The 21304-nt window shown below is 68.1% G+C and carries 20 protein-coding genes; 9 read left to right on the top strand and 11 right to left on the bottom strand.

The window, feature by feature from the left end; translation table 11 throughout:
- Nucleotides 1–482: 482 nt before the first annotated feature.
- The gene (locus D6682_08255; GenBank protein RMH49958.1) at nucleotides 483–2195 is read right to left on the bottom strand and encodes a flagellar hook-basal body complex protein; all 1713 of its coding nucleotides are present in this window, start codon (nucleotides 2193–2195) and stop codon (nucleotides 483–485) included.
- Between the two features lie 10 nt (nucleotides 2196–2205).
- Complete coding sequence (locus D6682_08250; GenBank protein RMH49957.1) at nucleotides 2206–2877, bottom strand: flagellar hook capping protein; 672 nt, start codon at nucleotides 2875–2877, stop codon at nucleotides 2206–2208.
- Between the two features lie 257 nt (nucleotides 2878–3134).
- On the opposite strand from D6682_08250, the gene thiI reads away from it, so the two are divergent.
- From thiI to D6682_08220, 6 genes are all read left to right on the top strand, one after another.
- Nucleotides 3135–4301, top strand: a complete 1167-nt coding sequence (thiI, locus tag D6682_08245) for a tRNA 4-thiouridine(8) synthase ThiI (GenBank protein ID RMH49956.1) — start codon at nucleotides 3135–3137, stop codon at nucleotides 4299–4301.
- Between the two features lie 4 nt (nucleotides 4302–4305).
- On the top strand, nucleotides 4306–5328 hold the full coding sequence (locus D6682_08240; GenBank protein RMH49955.1) for a hypothetical protein: 1023 nt from the start codon (nucleotides 4306–4308) through the stop codon (nucleotides 5326–5328).
- Between the two features lie 210 nt (nucleotides 5329–5538).
- Nucleotides 5539–6324 carry a hypothetical protein gene (locus D6682_08235; GenBank protein RMH49954.1) on the top strand — a complete coding sequence of 262 codons (786 nt, stop codon included), beginning with the start codon at nucleotides 5539–5541 and terminating at the stop codon, nucleotides 6322–6324.
- A 53-nt stretch (nucleotides 6325–6377) separates the two neighbouring features.
- Complete coding sequence (locus D6682_08230) at nucleotides 6378–6917, top strand: 16S rRNA (guanine(966)-N(2))-methyltransferase RsmD (GenBank protein ID RMH49953.1); 540 nt, start codon at nucleotides 6378–6380, stop codon at nucleotides 6915–6917.
- A 157-nt stretch (nucleotides 6918–7074) separates the two neighbouring features.
- The gene (locus tag D6682_08225) at nucleotides 7075–7560 is read left to right on the top strand and encodes a pantetheine-phosphate adenylyltransferase (protein ID RMH49952.1); all 486 of its coding nucleotides are present in this window, start codon (nucleotides 7075–7077) and stop codon (nucleotides 7558–7560) included.
- A 229-nt stretch (nucleotides 7561–7789) separates the two neighbouring features.
- Nucleotides 7790–7969 carry a hypothetical protein gene (locus D6682_08220; GenBank protein RMH49951.1) on the top strand — a complete coding sequence of 60 codons (180 nt, stop codon included), beginning with the start codon at nucleotides 7790–7792 and terminating at the stop codon, nucleotides 7967–7969.
- 210 nt (nucleotides 7970–8179) lie between these two features.
- Here D6682_08220 and D6682_08215 read toward each other — a convergent pair whose 3' ends face one another.
- From D6682_08215 to D6682_08175, 9 genes are all read right to left on the bottom strand, one after another.
- On the bottom strand, nucleotides 8180–9490 hold the full coding sequence (locus D6682_08215; GenBank protein RMH49960.1) for a hypothetical protein: 1311 nt from the start codon (nucleotides 9488–9490) through the stop codon (nucleotides 8180–8182).
- A gap of 70 nt (nucleotides 9491–9560) precedes the next feature.
- Nucleotides 9561–11504 carry a UDP-N-acetylmuramate:L-alanyl-gamma-D-glutamyl-meso-diaminopimelate ligase gene (mpl, locus tag D6682_08210; protein RMH49959.1) on the bottom strand — a complete coding sequence of 648 codons (1944 nt, stop codon included), beginning with the start codon at nucleotides 11502–11504 and terminating at the stop codon, nucleotides 9561–9563.
- Between the two features lie 50 nt (nucleotides 11505–11554).
- Entirely contained in the window at nucleotides 11555–12259 is a 705-nt protein-coding gene (locus tag D6682_08205; protein ID RMH49950.1) for a hypothetical protein, read from the bottom strand.
- Nucleotides 12256–12822 carry a CDP-alcohol phosphatidyltransferase family protein gene (locus D6682_08200; GenBank protein RMH49949.1) on the bottom strand — a complete coding sequence of 189 codons (567 nt, stop codon included), beginning with the start codon at nucleotides 12820–12822 and terminating at the stop codon, nucleotides 12256–12258. Before D6682_08200 ends, D6682_08205 begins: the two co-directional genes overlap by 4 nt.
- Nucleotides 12807–13778 (bottom strand): hypothetical protein, encoded by a 972-nt coding sequence (locus D6682_08195; GenBank protein RMH49948.1) that lies wholly within the window; start codon nucleotides 13776–13778, stop codon nucleotides 12807–12809. Before D6682_08195 ends, D6682_08200 begins: the two co-directional genes overlap by 16 nt.
- The gene (locus D6682_08190; protein ID RMH49947.1) at nucleotides 13771–14280 is read right to left on the bottom strand and encodes a hypothetical protein; all 510 of its coding nucleotides are present in this window, start codon (nucleotides 14278–14280) and stop codon (nucleotides 13771–13773) included. The genes D6682_08195 and D6682_08190 overlap by 8 nt, the downstream gene beginning before the upstream one ends.
- 81 nt (nucleotides 14281–14361) lie before the next feature.
- Nucleotides 14362–15168: a hypothetical protein gene (locus D6682_08185; GenBank protein RMH49946.1), complete on the bottom strand. Its 807-nt coding sequence runs from the start codon at nucleotides 15166–15168 to the stop codon at nucleotides 14362–14364.
- Between the two features lie 30 nt (nucleotides 15169–15198).
- Entirely contained in the window at nucleotides 15199–16185 is a 987-nt protein-coding gene (locus tag D6682_08180) for a DUF2075 domain-containing protein (protein RMH49945.1), read from the bottom strand.
- Between the two features lie 44 nt (nucleotides 16186–16229).
- Nucleotides 16230–17420, bottom strand: a complete 1191-nt coding sequence (locus D6682_08175; GenBank protein RMH49944.1) for a DUF484 family protein — start codon at nucleotides 17418–17420, stop codon at nucleotides 16230–16232.
- 31 nt (nucleotides 17421–17451) lie between these two features.
- Between D6682_08175 and D6682_08170 the strand changes: the two genes are divergently transcribed.
- The 3 genes from D6682_08170 to D6682_08160 are packed head-to-tail and all read left to right on the top strand — an operon-like array spanning nucleotide 17452 to nucleotide 21266.
- Nucleotides 17452–18348 carry a shikimate dehydrogenase gene (locus tag D6682_08170; GenBank protein RMH49943.1) on the top strand — a complete coding sequence of 299 codons (897 nt, stop codon included), beginning with the start codon at nucleotides 17452–17454 and terminating at the stop codon, nucleotides 18346–18348.
- Nucleotides 18345–20042 (top strand): type IV-A pilus assembly ATPase PilB, encoded by a 1698-nt coding sequence (gene pilB / locus D6682_08165; protein RMH49942.1) that lies wholly within the window; start codon nucleotides 18345–18347, stop codon nucleotides 20040–20042. The genes D6682_08170 and pilB overlap by 4 nt, the downstream gene beginning before the upstream one ends.
- A 6-nt stretch (nucleotides 20043–20048) precedes the next feature.
- Nucleotides 20049–21266 (top strand): type II secretion system F family protein, encoded by a 1218-nt coding sequence (locus D6682_08160; GenBank protein RMH49941.1) that lies wholly within the window; start codon nucleotides 20049–20051, stop codon nucleotides 21264–21266.
- Nucleotides 21267–21304 lie beyond the last annotated feature (38 nt).

Below are 21304 nucleotides of genomic sequence, written 5' to 3'. Positions count from 1 at the left end.
TGCGTAAGCAAGCGATTGATTTGTAAGGGTATCGAAGACCACGCTCTTCGATACCCGTCAAGCAAAAAGTCCACGGACGGACTTTTTGCGATTCCATCATTTATGTTGTAAAAACCAGCAGTTCATCCAACGGGCAACACCGTGGTCGAGCTCTGCAACGCTCCGTGCAACCCCGTTGTTTGTCAACAACTGTCACCAACATCCTGCACCTCACCAGACGCACAACCATGCAAGCATCCATGCGTGGCTTCGCAAGAAGGCGGCATCGCGGCGTTGGCGTGCCGCGCAAATCCGGAGCTTGCGCAGGCAGGCGACGCTGCTGTAAGGCGATCGAAGGCCGTGCTCTTCGACGCCGTGGGGCGAAGCCTCCACGGAATCATCGTTGCGACCGGATCATGAGCGCCCCGCAAACGGCGAACTGCAAGGCGGCGTAGAAGGGGCCGTCCGCCGGGCGCGCCACCGCGCATCGGCAGGCGCCCGGATCAGCGCTTGAGCTGCGCCAGCATGGAGAGCATCTGGTCGGTGGTGGTCAGGCTCTTGGAGTTGGCCTCGAAGGATCGCTGCAGCACGATCAGCTTGACGAACTCGTCGCCCAGATCGACATTGGACTGCTCCAGCCCGGAGCCGATGATCGTCCCCATACCGCCGGTGGTCGGCGCCTGCATCGTCGCCTTGCCCGATGCGGCGGAGGCCTGCAGCAGGTTGCCCCCCATCCGCTCCAGCGCCGCCGGATTGCCGAAGGCGGCCAGCGCCACCTGCGCCAGCGGGACGCGCCGGCCGTTGGTGAAGAGCCCGTAGATCACACCGGTGGCGTCGGTCTCCAGCCGGTCCAGCGTTCCCTGGGCATAGCCGTCGCTCGTCACCGAGGTGGCGGCAAAGGCATCGCCGACCTGCAGGGTGCCGTCGGTCCCCGTGCCGGTGGTCCCCTGCGCATCGATGGTGGTGGCCGAGCCCATGTTGAGGCTGATCGCACCGGCGGCGGCCCCGTTCCACGGGATGGAGACGGTCGGTGCATACTCGTTGACCAGTGCGCCGGTGCCGTCGAACTCCAACCGCTGCGCCGTCGCCACGGCCGGATCGACCACACCGCCGGTCACCGTCGATGGGGTCGCCGGCAGCTGGATCAGCGGGCTGGTGCCGCCGACGGTGGCCGCCGGCACGGTGATGCCGCCGCTGCCGATGCGGTAGAAACCGGTGTTGGCCAACCCGGCGTTGGCAGCCACCGCGGCCAGCGTCGTCCCCGCCGTCCAGGCGCCGGCCGGGATGGCTGCGCTGTTGCCGTTCTGATCGATCAGGGTGAATGCGCCGGTCACCGCGGCGCTCAGGGTGGTCGAGGGAGCGATCACCGTCCCCTGCGGCAGGGTACCGGCGGGGAGCGCCGCTCCGCTGGTGTAGGAGCTGCCCCCCACCTCCACCTGGGTATTGGCGTCGTTCGCCGTCCCTCCGGTGAGCTCATCCCCCTTGACCGAGAGATGCCAGTCCCAGACGGCGTTGCCGTTGGCGTCCATTCCCTGCTTGACGAAGTAGAGGCTGGTGGTGTGCTTGGTACCGTTGGCGTCGAACAGCACCAGATCGGTCTTGAAGTTGTAGCTGGTCGGATCGTTGGGGTCGAAGAGAGGGGCGCTCGGCCGGACCGCGTTGGCCGGCAGCGTCACACCGATGTTGGCCGTGGTCGAGGGGGTGGCCGCGATCACGATCCGGTTGTTGGCGAGATCGGCGGGCGAGGCCCCGGAGAAGAGGCCGATGTCGATATCGACCGGCTTGGTACCGATGGTGGCGCCGGTCGCGCTCTTCTGCCATCCCTGCACGATCATCCCCTGCTCGTTGACCAGCTTGAAGTTCTTGTCGAGCAGGAAATGGCCCGCACGGCTGTAGAAGGTGTTGCCGCTGACCGGATCCCGAAGCGCGAACATCCCCGCACCGCTGATCGCCATGTCGGTCCCGTTGGTGGTGTGTTCGACCTGCCCCTGCCGCATGTCCCGGCCGACCTTCGCCAACCGCACGCCGGCGGCCGCCTGCGCCGCATGGAAGCTCTTCGCCCCCGCCGCCCGGGTCATGACGTCGGAGAAGAGCAGCGTGCTCCCCTTGAACCCGACGGTATTGCTGTTGGCCAGGTTGTCGCCGATGACGTTGGTCCCCTGCGAAAAGGCCATCATCCCACTCTTGGCGGTGTAGATCGAGCTGTACATCCCCATCGCGTCCTCCCTAGAGGCTGATCTGGGTGATCGCGCCGATGTCGACCGCCTGGCCGTTGACCATCAGCTTGACGCCGCCGTCCTTGCCGAAGCGGACCGAGGTCACCTGGCCGGAGCGCTGCGCTTGCGCCTCGACGGGCTTGCCGAAGGCGTCGGCGGCCACCACCTTGAGCTTGTAGTGGCCGGTCGGCGCCGGCGTCCCCTGGTCGGTCTTGCCGTCCCAGGTGACCTGGTGGCTGCCGGCTGTGAGTGCCCCGAGGTTGATCGAGCGTATCGGGATGTCGTTGGTGTCGCTGATCACCGCCAGCACTTGATGGGCGTCCTGCATCAGGCCGACGTCGAAGCTCTGCGTGCCGCCGCCGTAATCGAGCGAGGTAATCGGCACGGTGGCGGTCTTACCCAGATAGGAGGCGGGCGAGGCCGACGCGCTCTTGCCCGAACTCTGGGCCGCCACCAGCTTCTCCAGCAGCTTGTTGGCATTGAGCTGCGCCTCCAGTGTGTTGAACTGCGCCAGTTGCGACGACATCTTGGTCGGATCCTGCGGCTTGAGCGGATCCTGGAACTTCATCTGCGCGACGAGAAGTTTGAGAAAGATCTGCTTCTGGCCGAGGTCGGTCGTCCGGTTTCCGGCGGTCTGATGCGCCTTGGAGGTCACCGGATCGGGCAGTGTCGGCTTGAGCATGGCGGGATACCTCCTCACATGGACGGTCTCGGCTCGACGCCGGTGCACAAGGCCCCGGCGCAGTTGCCTGCAAGCAGGAACCGTGCCGCATTGGAACGCAAGGATTCTCAACGGATTGCGCGCGAGCACCGGAGGAGGAGGCGGCAAGGATTGCCGCCGGCGGGGAGGGAGCCGGCCGGGCGAGCGAGGCCAACCCCCGCTGCCCGCCGAGCATCGTCCGTGCTGCAGAGCGGAAGAGAGGGCGCTAGCCTGCGGAGGTGGACGACACGGCGCGCATCCTGATCCACTACGGCGAGATCGCCCTCAAGGGGCGCAACCGCCGCTGGTTCGAACGCAAGCTGACCGACGCCTTGCAACGGTTGACCGGAGGGCGGATCGAGGCGGGCCACCACGGGAGGGTCGTACTCAGGGTCGAACAGATCGACGCCGCCCTGCTCGACCATCTGGCGCTGATCCCCGGCGTGCGCAACTTCGCCCCGGTGCGCTGCTGCCCCCCGGAGCTGGCGGCCATGCAACAGCTTGGGCGCGCCATGATCGTCGCACGCTACGGTGACGGGCTGCAGGGGCGCCCGTTCCGCGTCTCCTGCCATCGCGCAGACAAGCGCTTTCCGCTCACTTCACCGCAGGTGAGCCGGGAGGTGGGCGGCTTCCTCAAGCAGCAGCTGGGTATGAGGGTCGACCTCGACCGGCCGGAAATCCACCTGCAGATCGAGATCGGCAGCGACACCGCCTGGCTGATGGTGGAGAAGCGACCGGGGATCGGAGGGCTGCCGGTGGGCTGCTCCGGCCGAGGTGCGGTGCTCTTCTCCGGCGGGATCGACTCGCCGGTCGCCGCCTACGCCATGATGAAGCGCGGCATGGAGGTGCTGCTGGTCCACTGCTACAACAGCACCCTCAACCGCGACCTGGGCAAGATCCGCCGCCTGAGCCGACGGCTGGCCCGCTACTGCGGCGCGATCCGCCTCTTTCTGGTCGACATGGAGCGCTACCAGCGCCACGCCATCGCCGTCGTACCGGCGACCTACCGCATGGTCCTCTACAAACGACAGATGATCCGCACCGCCGAGGCGATCGCCGCAACCCACGGGGCGCGGGCGCTGGTCACCGGCGACTCGCTCGGCCAGGTGGCCAGCCAGACGCTGCACAACATTCACGCCATCTATTCGGCCTCCGACCTGCCGCTGCTCTCCCCGCTGATCGCCGCCGACAAGGAGGAGATCGTCGCCACCGCCCGGCGCATCGGCACCTACGAGGAATCGATCGAGGAGTATTGCGACATCTGCTCCTACCTGATCGCCAAACACCCGGAGACCCGAGCCGATCCCGAGCGGGTCGCCCGTTTGGAGTCGCAACTGCCTCGGGATAGCATCGACTGCCCCACCACGGAGGAGGTGATCACATGGCACCCCGGAGCGGAACCTTGACCCCATGCCGCCGGTAACCCAGAAGGCCTTCGACCAGCGGGGGCTGAAGACGCTGGTGTTGTGGCTGGCCTGGCTCTCCACCGCCGGCTTCGTCTTCGTCATCCTCTACCACAAGGCCGACATCTTCCAGTTCATCCACCAGGACGCCAGCCGCATCACCTGGCTGATCAGCGCGGTCTTCCTCTTCGGGCTGCTGATCAGCTTCGTCCACGCCCTGCTGCTCACCGGCGAATGGTTCCGCGGCTACCGGATCGAAACGGTGATGCGGCGCAAGGGGCTGGGCGGCGTCCGCCCCAAACGGCGGCGTGTGGTCGACCGCTTCATCGCCGCACTGCAGCACATCAGCGAACAGGGCACGACCCCGGACATCGCCGCACTGGTCGACGTGGAGTTCGCCGCCCACCACCGGGCGAGCAGGTTCGTCGGCCTGCTGGGCAACCTGCTGATCACCATGGGATTGATCGGCACCGTGCTCGGCATGACCATGACCCTCTCCGGGCTCAACGGCGCGCTGGCCGCCATCGGCGACGACCAGCAGTTGATGCTGGAGGGGTTGAGCAGCGCCATGTCCGGCATGGGCATCGCCTTCTACACCACCCTGCTCGGCTCCATCCTGGGCGGCATCCTGTTGCGCGTCTTCGCCTGGATCACCGACTCCTCCATCGACGGCCTGCAGGATCTGATGATGCGCTCCAGTCTGGTTTACGCCGCCGCCGACCTCGCCCCCACACCGGAGCGGGACATCCGGCTGCTCAACCAGCAGGTGCAACAGCTGGAGCGCCGCATCCTCGCCCTGCACGACCTCTTTCGCGACGGCGGCAAGACGGTGGCGGCCTTCAACGACGAGGTCACCCGGCTGAACGACACCATCAAGGAGGTGGGCGAAGGGGAGGATCTGCTCAAGGCGATCTCCATCCACCGCTACTACGCCAGCCTGCTGCGCAGCGAACTCCGCCTGCAGAAACGTCTGCGGCACAAGGCCGGAGCGATCGGCGACTGGTGGAACCGCATCCGCGGCAAGTATTGATGACGGCTCGCAAGAGGCCGGCATCCGCGGCCATGGACGGCCGCGCAAAACAGGCGCTTGCGCAGGCAAGCGATGGATTTGTAAGGGAATCGAAGACCGCGCCCTTCGATTCCCGTCGAGCAAAAAGTCCACGGACGGACTTTTTGTGATTCGATCATTGATGCGATCGCAAAAAGCCAGCCGCGCGCCGCGCGCCCGACCTGCGATACGATGAGCGTCCGCCGCCGCCACCGCGAAGGCTCGGAGAGCATCTTCGAGGTCTTCTCCGACATGGCGCTGTTGATGCTGGCCGCCTTCGTCTTCATGTTCGCCCTGGTGGTGATCTACTCACAAGGGATGAGCAGCGGCAACAGCAAGGAGACGATGGAGGAGATCGCCCGGCTCCGGGCGGAGCTGGCCGCGGCCGATGCACGCAACGCGCAGCTTCAGGACGAACTCAACCAGGTGGCCGGCAGCGACGTGCAGCAGCAGATCGCCCGGGTACTGAAGAGCGCCGGCGTCGGCAGCGGCAGGGGCAAGCGCGACTTCGACCTCTTCATCTCCGGGTTGAAGAAGATCCCCGGCCACGATCTGCACATGGTGGTCGACGCCACCGGCTCGATGCACGGGGTGACCGCCTTCCTCATCCCGGTACTGCGGGTGATCGCCATCCGCTCCGGCAAACAGATCAGCGCTGTGAGCTGGTACGCCGACCGGCGGATCGGCACCTTCCACGGCACCACCGGTGCCATGTTCGACCAGCTGCTGCAGAAGGCTCCATTCGTCGGCGCCGACGAGACCATCGGCCACACCTTCGACGAACTGAGCAAGGGGCCGCAGCCGGGCGCCTACATGCTGATCGGCGACGAACCACCCACCGACGTGGTCCACTACCACAGCATCCCGCGGCCGGTCTTCACCCTGCCGCTGGCCATCAACGACCCCGACACCGAGGTCGCCTTCCAGAACATCGCCAAGTTCACCGGCGGCAGGATGCTGAAGCTGCAACTCCACTAGCCCCGTGGCCGGCGCCCGCCACCCCGTTCGGCCGGACTGAACGGAGCGGGGGGATGCGGATCACCGCCGGTCGCCTCCATGGCCGCAGAGTGCGCGGCGGATGCGGGAGCGGCGTACGCCCCACCACCGCCCGGGTGCGCGAGGCGCTGTTCAACATCCTGGGCCCCATCGAGGGAGGGAGGGTGCTCGACTGCTTCTCCGGCAGCGGCATGATCGCGCTGGAGGCGCTCTCCCGCGGGGCTGCGTCGGCCCTCTCCATCGAACGTGACCGGAAGGCGGTCGCCCGGATGGAGGAGCTGCGCCGCGCCTGGGGACTGGAGCGCTGTTGGCGCATCCTCCCCGGAGACGTCGGGCGCGCCCTCACCCGGCTTGCGGGATCCCGCTTCACCCTGATCTTCGCCGATCCCCCCTACCGCAGCGCCTGGCCGGAGCGGCTGATTCCCCTGCTGCAACGCCACCGGATCCGGAGCGAATGGCTGGTGATCGAAACGGCCGGCGCCAGCATGCCCGCATGGCCCGCCGCCGTGGTCGACGACGAGGTGCGGCGCTACGGCGAATCCACGCTGCATTTCCTGCGGCTTGCGGAGGAATGACGGTTTCTTGCGAAACCATCATCCGCGACCAGGATGGTCGCGCAAATCCGAAGGTTGCGCATGCAACCGACGGTTTTGTAAGGCGATCGAAAACCACGCTCTTCGATCGCCATCGAGCAAAAAGTCCATGGAGGGACTTTTTGCGATGGGATCAAGAATGCGACAGAGCCCGGAACGGAGCCGAACCGCCGTCTACCCCGGTACCTTCGACCCCATCTCGCTCGGCCATGTGGATGTGGTGCAACGCGGGCTGAAGCTGTTCGACCGCATCGTCGTCGGCGTGGCCACCAACCCCGACAAACGCCCCTGCTTCAGCCATGAGGAGCGGCTGGCCATGGTACGCGAGACCTTCGCCGGCATGCCGCGGGTGGAGGCGGCCGGCTTCGACGGCCTGCTGGTCGAGTTCGCCCATGCCTGTGGCGCCTGCGCCATCCTGCGCGGCCTGCGCGCGGCCTCCGACTTCGAATACGAGTTCCAGATGGCCACGATGAACCGCCGGCTCGACCCCACCATCGAAACCGCCTTCGTCATGGCGCGCGAGGAGTACACCTTCGTCTCATCCCGCTTCATCCGCGAGATCTCGGCCATGGGCGGCGATGTCTCGTCACTGCTGCCTGAGCCGGCGCACCGGCGCATGCGGTAGGCATCCCACCGCCGCCGCACCCCGCCCGGAGTCCGACGGACCCCGCCGTCGGACGGAGGAGGCAGGCCCATGGGCGGATGCATCGCGATTCGATCATGAACACGGCTTCATGAAACGGCGTTTCGGAACCGGTCACACTCTTCTCACCCTCCCCAAAGAGAATGCGCCCCGCCTTGCGACCCACGGTCGCAAGAAAGACAACATCCAACAACACAAAGGAGTGCATCACATGAGGCTTTCCATCGTATCGATCCTGACCATGCTGACCGTCGGCCTGGTCTCGATCATCGCCATCTCGGTGAGCAACCAGTGGGCGGTCAAGGCATTGGGGACGGGGGCCATGGGGCTGCTCTTGGTCTACACCGTCCAGACCTTCGTACGCGACTACATGAGCCGGCGCACCGTCTGAGCGCGCCGGCGGCGGAACCGACCGGGGAGGGATCTCCTCCCCTCCTCCGCGGCGGGCGTCCCGCAACGGACAGCTCCGCCCGCACATGCCGATCGGATCGCCGAAGCCCCCGTGGGGCCTATCGGCCCGGGCGATCGTCGGTGACATGATCCCTTCGATCCCCGTCGAGCAAAAAGCCCACGAACGGACTTTTTGCGATTCCATCACCCATCAGAACCGATACCGCCCGATCAGATAGCCGAAGCGCGCGCCGTCCGCATGCCCGCCGTTGCGCTCGGAGACCGCGGCACCGGGGGTGAACAGGCCGTAGAAACCGACCAGTTTCAACCCCTGCACCCCCGCCGGCTGGTAGATCAGCTTGATGTCGACTTCGGTGCCGGCCCTGGTCTGGGTGTAGCCCGCCGCCCCCTTGTAGAGCGGCGCGGTGCCCACCACGTTGAGCCAGTCCCCCTGCGCCTTGTCCAGCCTGAGGAGGTGGAGATCGGTTTTGAAGGCCAGCCCTTCGGTCGGCGCGCTCTTGAGCGAGAGCCGCAGATCCCGCATGTTGGCCCACGAGAATCGATCCATCTCGCCGTAGTGGGCGTGGTTGGTATGGAAGGGGAAGACGAAGTCCTTGTGGGTGGCGGCATCGCCCTTGTCGTCGCCGGGGCTGAAGTCGTATTCGATCCCCAGCCGGGTGTGCCACCCATTCAGCGTGTAGCCGGCCACGATGGCGTAAGCCGACGCCCTCTGCGATACGCCGCCGACCCAGTCACCGCGCTGAAACACCGCCTCGGCGGTGGCATCGAAGCCCATGCCGGCACCAAACAGCCGCGCGCCGAAGGTGTGGATGTTGCGCCCGACCGTCCCGGCAGCCGCCTGGGCGCCATGCATCCAGTTGATCCAGTAGCCATCCAGCCCATTCCCCTTGCGCGGCTCGTAGGTGGCGTAAACCCCGATCAGCCGCCGATCCTCCCAGGTGACCAGCGACTGGCCATGCGGCGCGGTTGCCGTCGGCGTCATGCTGGTGAGATCGGCCGGATGGACGATGAAGTGGTCGACCTTGATCTGATCGAGCCGAAGCGAGAACTTCACCCCGTCGAAGGTGCGGGCGACATCCTTCCACCCCAGGTGACCGAGCAGCCGCTGGTCGCCATAGACCAGCGTCTGCCGCCCCAGCCGGAGGGAGAAGTGGTCCCTGCGGTACTGCAGCCAGGCCTGATAGAGGTCGGACTGGGTCAGGTTCTGCTGTTGCGGAGTCTGGCTCTGATCGCTGTTGCGGATCAGGATCGCCTGCGGCTGCAGGTAGAGCGAAAGGCCGTTGCCGAACTCGGTCCGGCTCTCGAGAAACAGGCGGGAGTCGAACTCCCACCGCCGATCGTTCTTCGCCGCATTGAAATCGAGGTTGGTGAACGACTGGTAGCGCTCGCGCAAATCGGCCGATGTGTGCCACTCGGCGGCGTGGACGCCCACGGCCGGGCCCACCATCGCCGCCGAAAGCATCAGCCCGATTGCGATCTCCGATCGCAACAAATCCGGCATCGATTCCCTCCGTACCGCATCCTCCATGATCGAATCGCAACACGTCCATCCGTCCGTGGACCGTCCGGCTTCACGTCGGTCCGCCAGCGTGGTGGAACAGCGGCAGGAACCACTCCCGCTCCCCACGGCCGTCGCGCACCCGCACCCGCAGCGCACGCGGCCAGCGGAACGGCTTCTCCCGCCACTCCTGCCGCCACTGCCCCTGATCGTCGAGCGCCTCGACCGAGAAGGAGCGCACCGCCCCCATATCCCACACCTCCGGTGTGACCCCCTCCCGGGCCAGCAGCGCGATGCTCTTACGCTGCAGATGGCCCGACTCCTCGTCGATCGCGTAGTGCACCCGGGTAAGATCGGGCTTGCCCGCCTCGCGTACCAGCAGCTCCAGCGTGTCGAACTGCTCCTCGCCCCGATCGTCGCTGGTGAGGACCAGCGGCACCACCCCCGGCAGGTTGGTGGCGCTGGCGAAGCCGCTGTCCATGCGCAACTGCCGCCCCAGCCAGTGCTGCACCTCCAACTGCCTGCGCTGCGCGCGAAGCTGGACGAAGCCGTCGCCTGCCACACCGAGCGCGCCGTAGGTGGCGGCGGCGACCAGGGCGAACACGGCCAGCGCCATCAGCACCTCCAGCAGCGTGAAGCCCCCCTCCTGCCCCCCTCCGCGCAGGCGATCGAGCAGTCGGCGCGGGAAGCCGTCGAACCCACCGTTGGAGAGCCCCAGCACTACGTCGCCGGAGCACAGCGCATGGGGCAACTCCTCCAGCAGCGCATCGACGCCGTCGATCGGGCGGGCGTGCGGCCCGATCTCCCGGCAGAGCGCATCGACATCGAGCAGCGCCCCCCGCACCATGCGCGATCCCTTCGGCCGCAGGATGCGCACCCGATCAGCGCCGTCGAAGCAGGCCGCCAGCCGCTGCTGGTGGTGGCGGCCGCGCATGGTGTTGGAGCGCGGCTCCACCACCACCCACAGCCGTCCGCCCCCCCCCTCGCGCTCCATGCGGGCGCGCATCGCCGCCACCACACCGGCGATCGCCGTGGGGTGGTGGGCAAAGTCATCGAAGACCCGCACCCCCCCCTCGGTGCCGACCAGCGTCATCCGCCGTGCCACCCCCTCGAACCGCTCCAGCCCCTCCCTGAGCTGTCCGGCGGAGAGGCCCCAGGCGGCGCAGGCGGCCACCGCCGCACAGGCATTGGCCACATGGTGGACGCCGATCATCGACCAGGACGCCTGCAGGAAAAGCGCGCCTCGCCGGTAGATGGCGAAGCGCGCGCCATCTTCGCTGCACGGCCGCCACTGCCACTCGCTCTCCACCGGCGCCCCATAACGGGCGAAGCGGACCACCGGGGTGTAACAGCCCCCCTCGACCACCTCGACCAGCGCGCGGTCCTCGCCATTGACCACCACCAGGCCGCTTCGCGGCACCGTGCGCAGCAGATGGGCGAACTGGCGCTGGATCGCGGCCAGATCGGGAAAGATGTCGGCGTGGTCGAACTCCAGATTGTTGAGGATCAGCGTGCGGGGGTGGTAGTGGAGGAACTTGGATCGTTTGTCGAAGAAGGCGGTGTCGTACTCGTCCCCCTCCAGCACGAAGGGGGCGCCGCTCCCCAGCCGCGCGCCGCCGCCGAAGTTGTGCGGCACCCCGCCGATCATCATCCCCGGATTATGGCCGGCGACCTCGAGCAGCCAGGCGACCAGCGAGGCGGTGGTGGTCTTGCCGTGGGTGCCGGCGACGACGAAGGGATGGCGTCCGGGCAGGAGGTGATCGCCGACGAACTGCGCCCCCGAGGTATAGGGAACGCCGGCATCGAGCAGCCACTCCACCGAGGGGTTGCCGCGGGAGAGGGCGTTGCCCACCACCACCAGATCGGGCCGCCCGGCGGCCACCCGCCCGGGATCGAAGCCGTCGTACACCACAATGCCCTCACGCGCCAGGTAGTCGGACATCGGCGGATAGACGCCGGCATCGCTGCCCGTCACCCGCCAACCGCGCGCCCGGGCCAGCACGGCGATCGCGGCCATCGCCGTGCCGCAGATGCCCAGGATGTGCAGCCGGCCGCCGGATGGGAGGCTCACCCCGCCTCCTCCGCCAACAGCCGCTGCACGTTGCGCAACGACGGCCGGATCCCCACCGCGAGCGACCTCCGGTGGAGCCGGTGGAGCGCCGCCAGCAGCCCCTCCAGATCGCGCCGGCAGTGGACGATCATGTAGCGCAGCAGCGCCTCGTCCAGCCTCCACTGCATCCTGTCCAGCTCGGCGCGCAACACCCGCAGCAGATCGGCATCCGCGACGGGGGGAGCCAGCTCCACCACCCGCATCGCCCGCAGCCTGCTGGCCAGCTCCGGCACGGTGCCCCCCTCCTCCGGGCAGCGCCAGGCGATGAGCAACGGCCGGCCGTCGCGCCGGGCGCGCTCGATCAGATGGAACAGCGCCAGCTGCTGCGCCGCAGGCAGCGCGCCGGCGGCGACATCGACCAGCCAGCGGCGGGCATCGCCCAACTGCTGCAGCCAACCGGCGACCAGCTCCTCCGGCGGGCGCGCCCCATCCCCCCCCGACGCCACCGCCAGCAACGCCCCCCCTTCCGCCACCTCCTGCTGCAACGCGGCCACGAGATGGCTCTTGCCGGCCACCACCGACGAACGCAGCCACACCTCCCCCCCCTCCACCGCCCACAGGGCCAGCGCGGCGGCGCCATCGGCCACACCCGAATGGTTGACCCAGCCGTCGTAGTCGAGCAGGGCGGGCAGCGGAAGGGTCAGCGGCGGCTGTGCGCTCACTCGGTGGCCCGCACCGCCTTGCGCGTCCAGACCACCAGGTAGTGCAGGCCGGAGGCGACGGTGAGGGCGAAGGTGATCCACGTCGCCACGCCGATCAGCCCGCCCCCCACCGGCCGCGCCATGTCGAGGATCAAGAGCAGCAGCAGGATGATCTGGGCCGCCGTCGTCGCCTTGGAGATCAAGGTCGGCTCCATCTTCAGGTCGTGGGTGACCAGCTCGTAGGAGATGGCGCCGAGCACGATGAGCGCATCGCGGAAGATGACGGCGATGAAGAGGTAGAGCGGCACCACTCCGAGATGGAAGAGCGTGACCATGACGGTGACCAGCATCAGCTTGTCGGCCAGCGGGTCGAGATAGGCGCCGACCACCGTCTTCTGGCCGAAGAACCGGGCGATGGCACCGTCGAAGAGGTCGGAAAGCCCGGCGGCGGCGAGCAGCAGCAGGGCCATCTCCGGCCGGGCGCGCAACAGGGCGTAGGCGATCAACGGCGTCAGTACGATCCGCACCAGGGTCAGGATGTTGGGAATGCTGAGGAGGTAGCGCGGACTCACTGCACCAGCCATTCGTCGTCGCCCTCCCCCGGGCGGGCGCGCATGCCGCGCGCGGCGAACCAATCGGGGATCCAATCGGTCCCGCGCACCACCAGCAGATACTCCTGTTCCCGGCGGCTGAGCAGCCGCGGGGTAAGCGCCTCCACCTGCGGTGCGGCGGAGAGCACCTGCTCCAGCCCCACCTGCTCGGCCAAGGTCGCCGGGCGGAGCAGTCGCAGCAGGATGCGCCGCTCCGGTGGTTCCGGCCGCTCCTCCTTCAGCCCCGCCCCGGGAGAGGCCACAGCGGACGGCTGTCGGTACCGCAGGGCGGCCACGCTCCGCGCCCGCAGCAGGATCCGCCGCAACCGTTCGGCGAAGGTCCGCAGCGGCGCCTGCAGATCGACCCGCTTCTCCCCCCCCATCCCGGCCAGCCCGGGATCATCCGACTCCACGGTGAGCGCCGTCCAGCGGTCGTCGATCCAGCGCCAGCGCAACCGCAGCGGCATCCCCTCCTCTGGAGAGATCTCCATCCCCAATGCCTGCGCCTCCGCCTCGGCCTGCCGGCGAAGCAGCGCCGTCGTCTGCGGCAGCGCGGCGCCGTAGGGATCGTGCAGCTCGAGCCGCAGGGCGATCGCGGGGGGCCGATCGAGCGGATGGAGCCCCTGGGCGCGCAACCGATCGAGCAGGGCGCCGCGGCGGAAGCGGAGCCGCATCCCCTGCCGCGCGCCTCCCTCCCCCTGCGGAAGCGACTCGGGCACGGCGCTGAGCAGGTAGCGCCGGGCGGAGAGGCGCGCCCGCGGCCGCTCCTCCGGCAGGAGGATGCGGTCGAGCACCCGGCCGAGGGCGTCATCCAACCGCTGTTGCCACCGCCCGTCCGGCGGCAGCGGCAGATCGACCACGAAGCGGCGGTCCTCCCCCGCCCACACCGAGCCGGCCAGCAACAGCAGCACGATCAGCGCGGCCAGCCGCCGCAGCGCCCCCTCACACAATGCGCAGATGGCCCCGCCTCGGCTTGCGCCCCTCCTGCTTCGACTCCGGCGCCGACGACTCCGGCGCCCCTTCCGTCCCGCCACCGTCGGAGGATCGCCCAGTCCCCTCCTCCGGGCGGCGGGCGACGGCGGCACGGCGCGGAGCTTCCGCCGCCTCCTCCAGCACCGAGGCCATCGCCCGACGCACGCTCGGCGGAATATCTTCGATCCAGATCAACCCATCCTCCGGCGCCGTTCCCGGCCGATAGGCGGCCCAGATCGCAGCCATCGGCACATGGCAGGCGAACGGCCGGCCGGAGAAGGAGAAGACGCTCTTCAACCCATCCTTGCTGATCTCGATCCGCTGCGGCATGCGCACGCTGATCAGCAGACAGAGCGCCGGATCCTCCTTGAGGTGGGGCGGCACCACCACATCGTCGCGGGTGGCGTCGAGCACCAGATGGACCCGTCCGTTGCGGTCGAAGTATTCCCGGATCTCCCGCGCCTTGCGCGCATCGTTCATCGTCGTCACTGGAATGGTCACGGCTGCATATCTCCTGTCGATCACATCGTGCAACAACGGGCGCCCGGCGCCGCGCTCGCGCTAATCGCCCCGACGCCCCCGGGTCGGTTCATCAAACGGGGTCATGGTGAAGCGGTATCCGTGGAAGTCGAGCGTAACACGACCGGCGCCAATGGCAACCAGCCGCAGCCCCTCGGCCAACCACTCCCCGGCATGGAGCGTACGTCCGTTGATCAGCGCGAGACGGCGGGCCGGATCGGCATGATCGATCAACGCCGCGATATGGATGGCCGGCAGCCGTGCCCGCAGCCCAGGCGGCAGCGCCCCCCACGGCACAACACCAGCGGCGGCATCCCCCACCCCCGGCTGTGCGCTGGAGGAAGGCTGTGGCGCAGATGCACCCTTCGCTCGGGGCGCGGGCGCAGGGACAGCCTCCGCAGGATGGGCCGCCGGCGGACGGACAGGCGGCTTCGGTGCAGCGAGCGGCTGCGATACGGACGGACGGGCCGTGGGTGACTCTGGCCCCGCCCCGGACTTCGCCGCCTCCATCCGCGCGGCCACCTCCGGCCGCCGTGCGATCGGTGTGGCCGGAGCGGTCGGTGCGCTCACTGTAGAATCGGCTGCGGCTTGATGACCGGGTGTGAGCGTTGCCTGCGGGGCCTGCTGCCCAACGCTGGCCGTCGCCGGCCCCGCGTGGCCACGCACCAGCAGCCAGACGGCGGCGAACAGGAGCAACGCGCCGGCCAGCCAGAGCAGCGCCGGCCACAGAACACGCCGGGGATGCGGCGCGGGCGGCCCGCCCGGGGCCACCACCTGGGCGATCGACGGCGGCTCGACCCGCTTGCGCTCACGATCGGCGCGTTGCAGCGCCTCGAGGATGTAGGACACCGACCTCCCCCTGCTCAGCCCGGCCGCACGTCAGCCGCCCTCCGCCCCCGACAGCAGCGCGATCAGCCACCGACGCCAGCCGTCGATCAACTGCGGATTGGCGGCCAGCAGCCAGAGCAGCACGACCAGCAGCAGCAACGCCACCAGCCAGGGCAGGCGGCCGCCGGCCGCCGCCGGGGCGGGGGCCATCGGACGACCGGGCGCGCCGCCACCCAGCACCTCGACCGCCGCCCGACGCACCGTGCGCCACCCCACCCGCCCACGGCCGCGCGCGTAGGCGCCGAGCAGGGCGCGGTCGGCGATGGTGTTGATCATCCTCGGCACCCCGCCGCTCAGCCGGTGCAGCAGCCAGAGCGCCGGCGCGGTGAAGAGGGCGCCGTCGCCGCCGACCACCCCCAGGCGGTGGCGCACATAGGCGATGGTCTCGGCGCGGGAGAGCGGCCGCAGGTGGTAGCGGGCGGTGATGCGCTGGGCCAGCTGGCGCAGGTGCGGCCGGGCGAGCAGCGCGTTGAGCTCCGGCTGGCCGAACAGAATGATCTGCAACAGCTTCTTCTCGTCGGTCTCCAGATTGGTCAACAGCCGCAACTGCTCGAGCACCTCCGCATCGAGCTGCTGCGCCTCGTCGATGATCACCACCGTATGGCGGCCGTCGGCATGGGCGGCGAGCAGATGGCGGTTGATGGCGTCGACCAGCAGCTTGATGCTCTTGCGGCGGCGGTCGTAGCGGATGGAGAGCTCGTCGCAGATCGCGGCCAGAAGCTCGTGGGCGGTGAGCCGCGGATTGACGATCAATGCGGCGTCGGTCCGCTCGGGCAACTGCCCGATCAAGGCGCGGCAGAGCGTGGTCTTGCCGGTGCCCACCTCGCCGGTAAGCACCACGATGCCGCCGCCGGCGTTGCCGATGCCGTAGATCAGATGGGCCAGCGCCTCCTGATGGAGCCGGCTCGGATAGAGGTAGCGCGGATCAGGAGCAATGGAAAAAGGCGGCGCCTGCAGGCGGAAAAAGGTGCAGTACATGGTCGATCGCCCGGCTCAGCCGGCCCGGACCCCGCCCCGGCGCGTCACGCCTCGTCGCCGCGGGCGCGCTCCACCCGCCGGCCGCCGAGTGCACGGGCGACGAAGAGGGCCTGCTCGGCCTGCTCGACCAATGTCCGGACCTCGGTGCGGGCCGGCTCCTCCGTCGTGGCCACGCCGACTTGCAACACCGCATCGCCCAGCTCCACCTCCTCGACCAGCCTGCGGGCGAGCGCCTCCGCCCGCGCCCCGTCGCACCCGGCCAGAAAACGGACGAACTGCCCGTCGTCCATCCGCACCAGCGGGTCGCTGCGCCGCCCTCCCGGCCGCTCCAGCCGCATCAGCGCCGCGTGGAGCACACCACCCGGGATCAGGGTGCCGTCGGGCGCCACCGCCCCCATGCAACAGGCCGAAACCGGGGAGAGGGCACCAAACCACTGGCTGAGATGGTGGCGCGACATCGGCTGGAGAAAGCGGCGGTTGTAGCAGCCGGTCTCGGAATCGCGCACCGACAGCCGCACCAGATGATCGCGGGCCACACAGTGCTCCAGGCTGACGCCGATCATCCGCCCGAGATGCTGTAGCAGATCGGTACTCTTGTCGGGGGCGAAGCGGTCGCGCATCGCCGAACCGAGCAGCAACACGCCGAGCGGCGCATCGGGCGGGCCAAGCCGCAACAGGGCGAGCGAGCCGATGTGCTCCTCGCCGGACTGCATCAGCCGCACCGCATCGCGCCGGTCGACCTCGATCAGCCGCACCGGCCGGCCGGCCAGCCCCAACGCATCGACATCCTTCGCCTCCACCCACTGGAGATGGCGGGCGCTGAGCGCATCGAAGTCGCAGCCGGCCAGCGCCTCGCCGCGGATCAGGGCGAAACGGACCAGGTCGAGCCCGAACTCCTGACGCAGCTCGGTCACCACCAGCAGACAGAGCGACGCCGGATCTGGGCTCTGCACCACCCGGGTCTCGATCGCAGTCAGCCGGGCGAAAAGCTGCTCGTTCTCGTAGAGGCGTTGATAGATCTCGCCCATGCGCTGCTTGAGCTGCCGGTTCTCCTCGGCGATGGAACGCACCCGCAGATCGGTGAGGTTTTCGACCTTGGCCATGGTACCCGATTCGCTCATGACACGTCCCTCCATGGACGCTCCACTACGAACCGTAACCACCCAACGCCCCGCATGGAACCGCCCGGCGCATCGCCCCCCACTCCCATTCCGCCCCGCAGACCCGGTTTGCATCGACCGGGCGTCGGCTCAAGGATTGGACACCATGTCCATCCGCGGCACCACCGTCCTCTACGGCATCATCGGCAATCCGGTCGCCCATTCGCTCTCCCCCCTGTTTCAAAACGCTTTTTTGCAACAGCGGCGCATCGACGCCGTCTACCTCCCCTTCCCGGTGGGGGAGCGCTCCCGGCTGCCGGAGGCACTCGCCGGCCTCCACGCCTGCGGTGTCGCCGGGCTCAACGTCACCGTCCCCTACAAGGAGGAGGCCGCCCGGCTGGTCGATTGCGACGCCGATGCGGCGGCGATCGGCGCGGTCAACACCCTGCGTCGGACCGAGCAGGGGTGGCAGGGGTGCAACACCGACTGGATCGGCATCCGCCGAGTGATCGAGGCGTTGCTCGACGACCCGCAGGATGCGGAACTGCTGCTCTTCGGCGCCGGCGGCACGGCGCGGGCGGTGCTGCAGGCCGCCTTGCGGCTGGGCATCCCCCGCATCCGGCTGTGCAACCGCACCTTCGCGCGGGCCCGGGCGCTGGCCGATGGCGCCGCAGGCCGCCCCACCGCCATCCGGCCGATCGCCTGGCGGCAGGAGGAGGTGGGGCAGGCCTGCCGCCGCGCCCACCTGATCATCAACACCACCACCCTTGGGCTGAAGGGGGATGCCGGCTTCCCCTTCATCCTGCCGCCGTGCGACACCGCACCGCCGGGGGCCGCCTTCGACGCCGTCTACAGCCCGACGGGGGAGACCCCGTTCACCAAGGCGGCGGCCGACGGCGGGCGCCGCACCGTCGACGGGCTGCCTCTGCTGATTGCACAGGGGGTGGCGGCATTCTATTATTGGCATGATATGCAGTTGAATCCGCAGCAGGCGCTTGAGGAGACCTGTCGCGCGCTCGGCCGTACCGCGCCACGCATGAGGGGATGGGAGATGGATTCATGAAGCAAACGCGTCTCGGCGATGTGCTGCTGAGAAAACGCAAAATCACCCCGGAACAGCTGATGGCCGTGGTCAAGGACGCCAAGCTCTCCGGCAACACCCTGACCCGCCAGCTGGTCGAGAACAAGATCTTCACTCCGGAAGAGCTGACCAGGTTCATCAGCGAAAGCTACGGCCGCCCGATCGTCGACCTCTCCCGGATCGAGATCGACCCCAAGCTGACCAACATCAGCCTGGACATCATGCGCAAAAACCAGGCGATCCCGATCCGCAAGCGGGGCAACATGCTGACCCTGGCCGTCGCCGACCCCTACGACATCCACGCCCTCGACGAGATGAGCTTCATCAGCGGCAACCAGATCGACGTGGCCATCTGCGACGAGCAGCAGCTGATGGAGACCCTCGACAGCCTGGGCGGCGCCGACCAGCAGCTCGAGGATGTGATGGCCGACCTCGGGGCCGACAACATGGAGGTGGTCGACACCGGCGAGGTCGAGACCGACGAGGGGGTGCTGGCCAGCGAGAGCGAAGAGGCGCCGGTGGTCAAGCTGGTCAACCTGATCCTGCTCGACGCCATCAAGCGCGGCGCCTCCGACATCCACATCGAGCCCTACGAGAAGGCGCTCCGGGTGCGCTACCGCATCGACGGCGTGCTGCAGGAGATCATGCGCCCGCCGATGTCGATGCGCGACGCCATCGTCTCCCGCATCAAGATCCAGGCCAAGCTCGACATCTCCGAGCGACGCATCCCGCAGGACGGCCGGATCAAGCTGCGCCTCTCCAAGGCCAAGACGGTCGACTTCCGCGTCTCGGTGCTGCCCACCCTCTTCGGTGAGAAGGTGGTGCTGCGCCTGCTCGACCCCTCCAACCTCCAGCTCGACATGTCGGTACTCGGCTACGAGGAGGAGGATCTCAAGCACTTCAAGGAGGCGATCCACCAGCCATACGGCATGGTGCTGGTCACCGGTCCGACCGGATCGGGCAAGACGGTGAGCCTCTACTCCGCGGTGAGCGAACTCAACAAACCGGGGATCAACCTCTCCACCGCCGAGGATCCGGTCGAGTTCAACTTCATGGGCATCAACCAGGTCAACATCAACGCCGCCATCGGCCTCGACTTCCCTGCGGTGCTGCGCGCCTTCCTCCGCCAGGATCCCGACGTGATCCTCATCGGCGAGATCCGCGACCACGACACCGCGGCCATCGGCATCAAGGCGGCGCTCACCGGCCACCTGGTGCTGGCCACGCTGCACACCAACGACGCACCCTCGACCATGTCGCGCCTGGTCAACATGGGCATCGAGTCGTTCCTGGTCGGCTCGGCGGTCAACCTGGTCACCGCCCAGCGGCTGGGGCGGAGAATCTGCAAAGAGTGCAAGGAACCGGAGGAGATCCCCATCGAGGCGCTGCGCAACGCCGGCTTCAAGGAGGAGGAGATCGGCACCTTCACCCCGATGCGGGGCAAGGGCTGCCCGGTATGCAACGGCACCGGCTACAAGGGGCGGGTGGGCATCTACCAGGTGATGCCGATCTACGACGAGATCCGCGAGGCGGTCTACGCCAACAAGAACGCAGACGAAATCAACAAGATCGCCATCTCCAAGGGGGTGAAGACCCTACGCATGGCGGCGTTGAACAAGGTCAAGGAGGGGGTGATGTCGCTCGAAGAGTGCCTGCGCGTCACCGTGGCGGACTGAGCGGAGATGGCCGCAACCGGTGAGACCGCCTTCGTCTGGGAGGGCAAGAACGCCCAGGGGAAGAAGCTCCGCGGTGAGATCGAGGCGAAAAGCGAGGCGATCGCCACGGCCAAGCTCAAGAAGCAGGGCTACACCGACCTCAAGGTACGCAAGAAGGCGTGGTACGACCTCGACCTGTCGCCGGCCAAGGTGGAGGAGAAGGAGATCACCATCTTCTTCCGCCAGCTCTCCACCATGATGAACGCCGGCCTGCCGGTGGTGCAGGGGTTCCAGCTGGCCGAGAAGGGGGCGGAGAACCCGGCGATGCTCAAGCTCCTGGTCAGCGTGCGCGAGATGCTCGAGGCGGGCGCCTCGCTGGGCGAGGCCTTCCGCAAGCATCCCGAGGAGTTCGACCGGCTCACCTGCGCCCTGATCGAGGCGGGCGAGGCCGGCGGCATCCTCGACAAGCTGCTGCTGCGGCTGTGCGACTACAAGGAGAAGGCGCAGGCGCTCAAGGCGAAGATCAAGTCGGCGATGGTCTACCCCATCTCGATCATCGTCATCGCCTTCCTCGTCACCGCCATCCTGATGATCTTCGTCGTCCCGGTATTCGGCAAGATGTTCAGCGACATGGGCGGCGAGCTGCCGCTGCCCACCCGGGTGGTGATGGAGATCTCCCACCTCTTCGTCCAGTACTGGTATCTGGTCTTCGGCGCGCCGGTGGCGCTCGTCTTCGCCATCAAGCAGATCTACGCCACCCGGAAGGGGCGCTATGAGATCGACCGGCTGCTGCTCAACCTGCCGGTGCTCGGCGACGTGTTGCGCAAGGCGGCGGTGGCCCGCTTCTGCCGCACCTTCTCCACCCTCACCACCGCCGGCGTGCCGATCCTCGACTGTCTGGACACCACCGCCGAGATCTCGGGCAACCTGGTGCTCGAAGAGGTGATCCGCGGCTGCAAGGGGTCGATCGAGAAGGGGGCCACCCTCTCGGAGCCGCTGGAGAAGAGCGGCATCTTCCCCATCATGGTCACCCAGATGATCGCCATCGGTGAGGAGACCGGATCGATGGAGTCGATGATGGCCAAGATCGCCGACTTCTACGAGGAGGAGGTGGACACCGCCGTCGAGGGGATGACCTCGCTGATGGAGCCTGCGATCATGGCCTTCCTCGGCATCGTGATCGGCGGGCTGGTCATCTCCATGTACCTGCCGATCTTCAAGATGGCCTCGCTGGTCACCGGCTAGCGCCTGCGCCCTTCTCCCGCTCCGGCTTCTCCCGCTCC

The organism is Zetaproteobacteria bacterium (assembly GCA_003696765.1).
GTDB lineage: Bacteria > Pseudomonadota > Zetaproteobacteria > Mariprofundales > J009 > RFFX01.
The sequence above is the reverse complement of the archived record's forward strand: the minus strand, read 5'-3'. Positions and strand labels throughout refer to the sequence as shown.

Coding starts and splice junctions, on each gene's coding strand:
- D6682_08255 (RMH49958.1), bottom strand. CDS start 2,195: ATGGGGATGTACAGCTCGATCTACACCGCCAAGAGTGGGATGATGGCC.
- D6682_08250 (RMH49957.1), bottom strand. CDS start 2,877: ATGCTCAAGCCGACACTGCCCGATCCGGTGACCTCCAAGGCGCATCAG.
- D6682_08240 (RMH49955.1), top strand. CDS start 4,306: ATGCCGCCGGTAACCCAGAAGGCCTTCGACCAGCGGGGGCTGAAGACG.
- D6682_08235 (RMH49954.1), top strand. CDS start 5,539: ATGAGCGTCCGCCGCCGCCACCGCGAAGGCTCGGAGAGCATCTTCGAG.
- D6682_08230 (RMH49953.1), top strand. CDS start 6,378: ATGCGGATCACCGCCGGTCGCCTCCATGGCCGCAGAGTGCGCGGCGGA.
- D6682_08225 (RMH49952.1), top strand. CDS start 7,075: ATGCGACAGAGCCCGGAACGGAGCCGAACCGCCGTCTACCCCGGTACC.
- D6682_08220 (RMH49951.1), top strand. CDS start 7,790: ATGAGGCTTTCCATCGTATCGATCCTGACCATGCTGACCGTCGGCCTG.
- D6682_08215 (RMH49960.1), bottom strand. CDS start 9,490: ATGCCGGATTTGTTGCGATCGGAGATCGCAATCGGGCTGATGCTTTCG.
- mpl (RMH49959.1), bottom strand. CDS start 11,504: ATGGCCGCGATCGCCGTGCTGGCCCGGGCGCGCGGTTGGCGGGTGACG.
- D6682_08200 (RMH49949.1), bottom strand. CDS start 12,822: ATGGCTGGTGCAGTGAGTCCGCGCTACCTCCTCAGCATTCCCAACATC.
- D6682_08190 (RMH49947.1), bottom strand. CDS start 14,280: ATGAACGATGCGCGCAAGGCGCGGGAGATCCGGGAATACTTCGACCGC.
- D6682_08180 (RMH49945.1), bottom strand. CDS start 16,185: ATGTACTGCACCTTTTTCCGCCTGCAGGCGCCGCCTTTTTCCATTGCT.
- D6682_08175 (RMH49944.1), bottom strand. CDS start 17,420: ATGCAAACCGGGTCTGCGGGGCGGAATGGGAGTGGGGGGCGATGCGCC.
- D6682_08170 (RMH49943.1), top strand. CDS start 17,452: ATGTCCATCCGCGGCACCACCGTCCTCTACGGCATCATCGGCAATCCG.
- pilB (RMH49942.1), top strand. CDS start 18,345: ATGAAGCAAACGCGTCTCGGCGATGTGCTGCTGAGAAAACGCAAAATC.
- D6682_08160 (RMH49941.1), top strand. CDS start 20,049: ATGGCCGCAACCGGTGAGACCGCCTTCGTCTGGGAGGGCAAGAACGCC.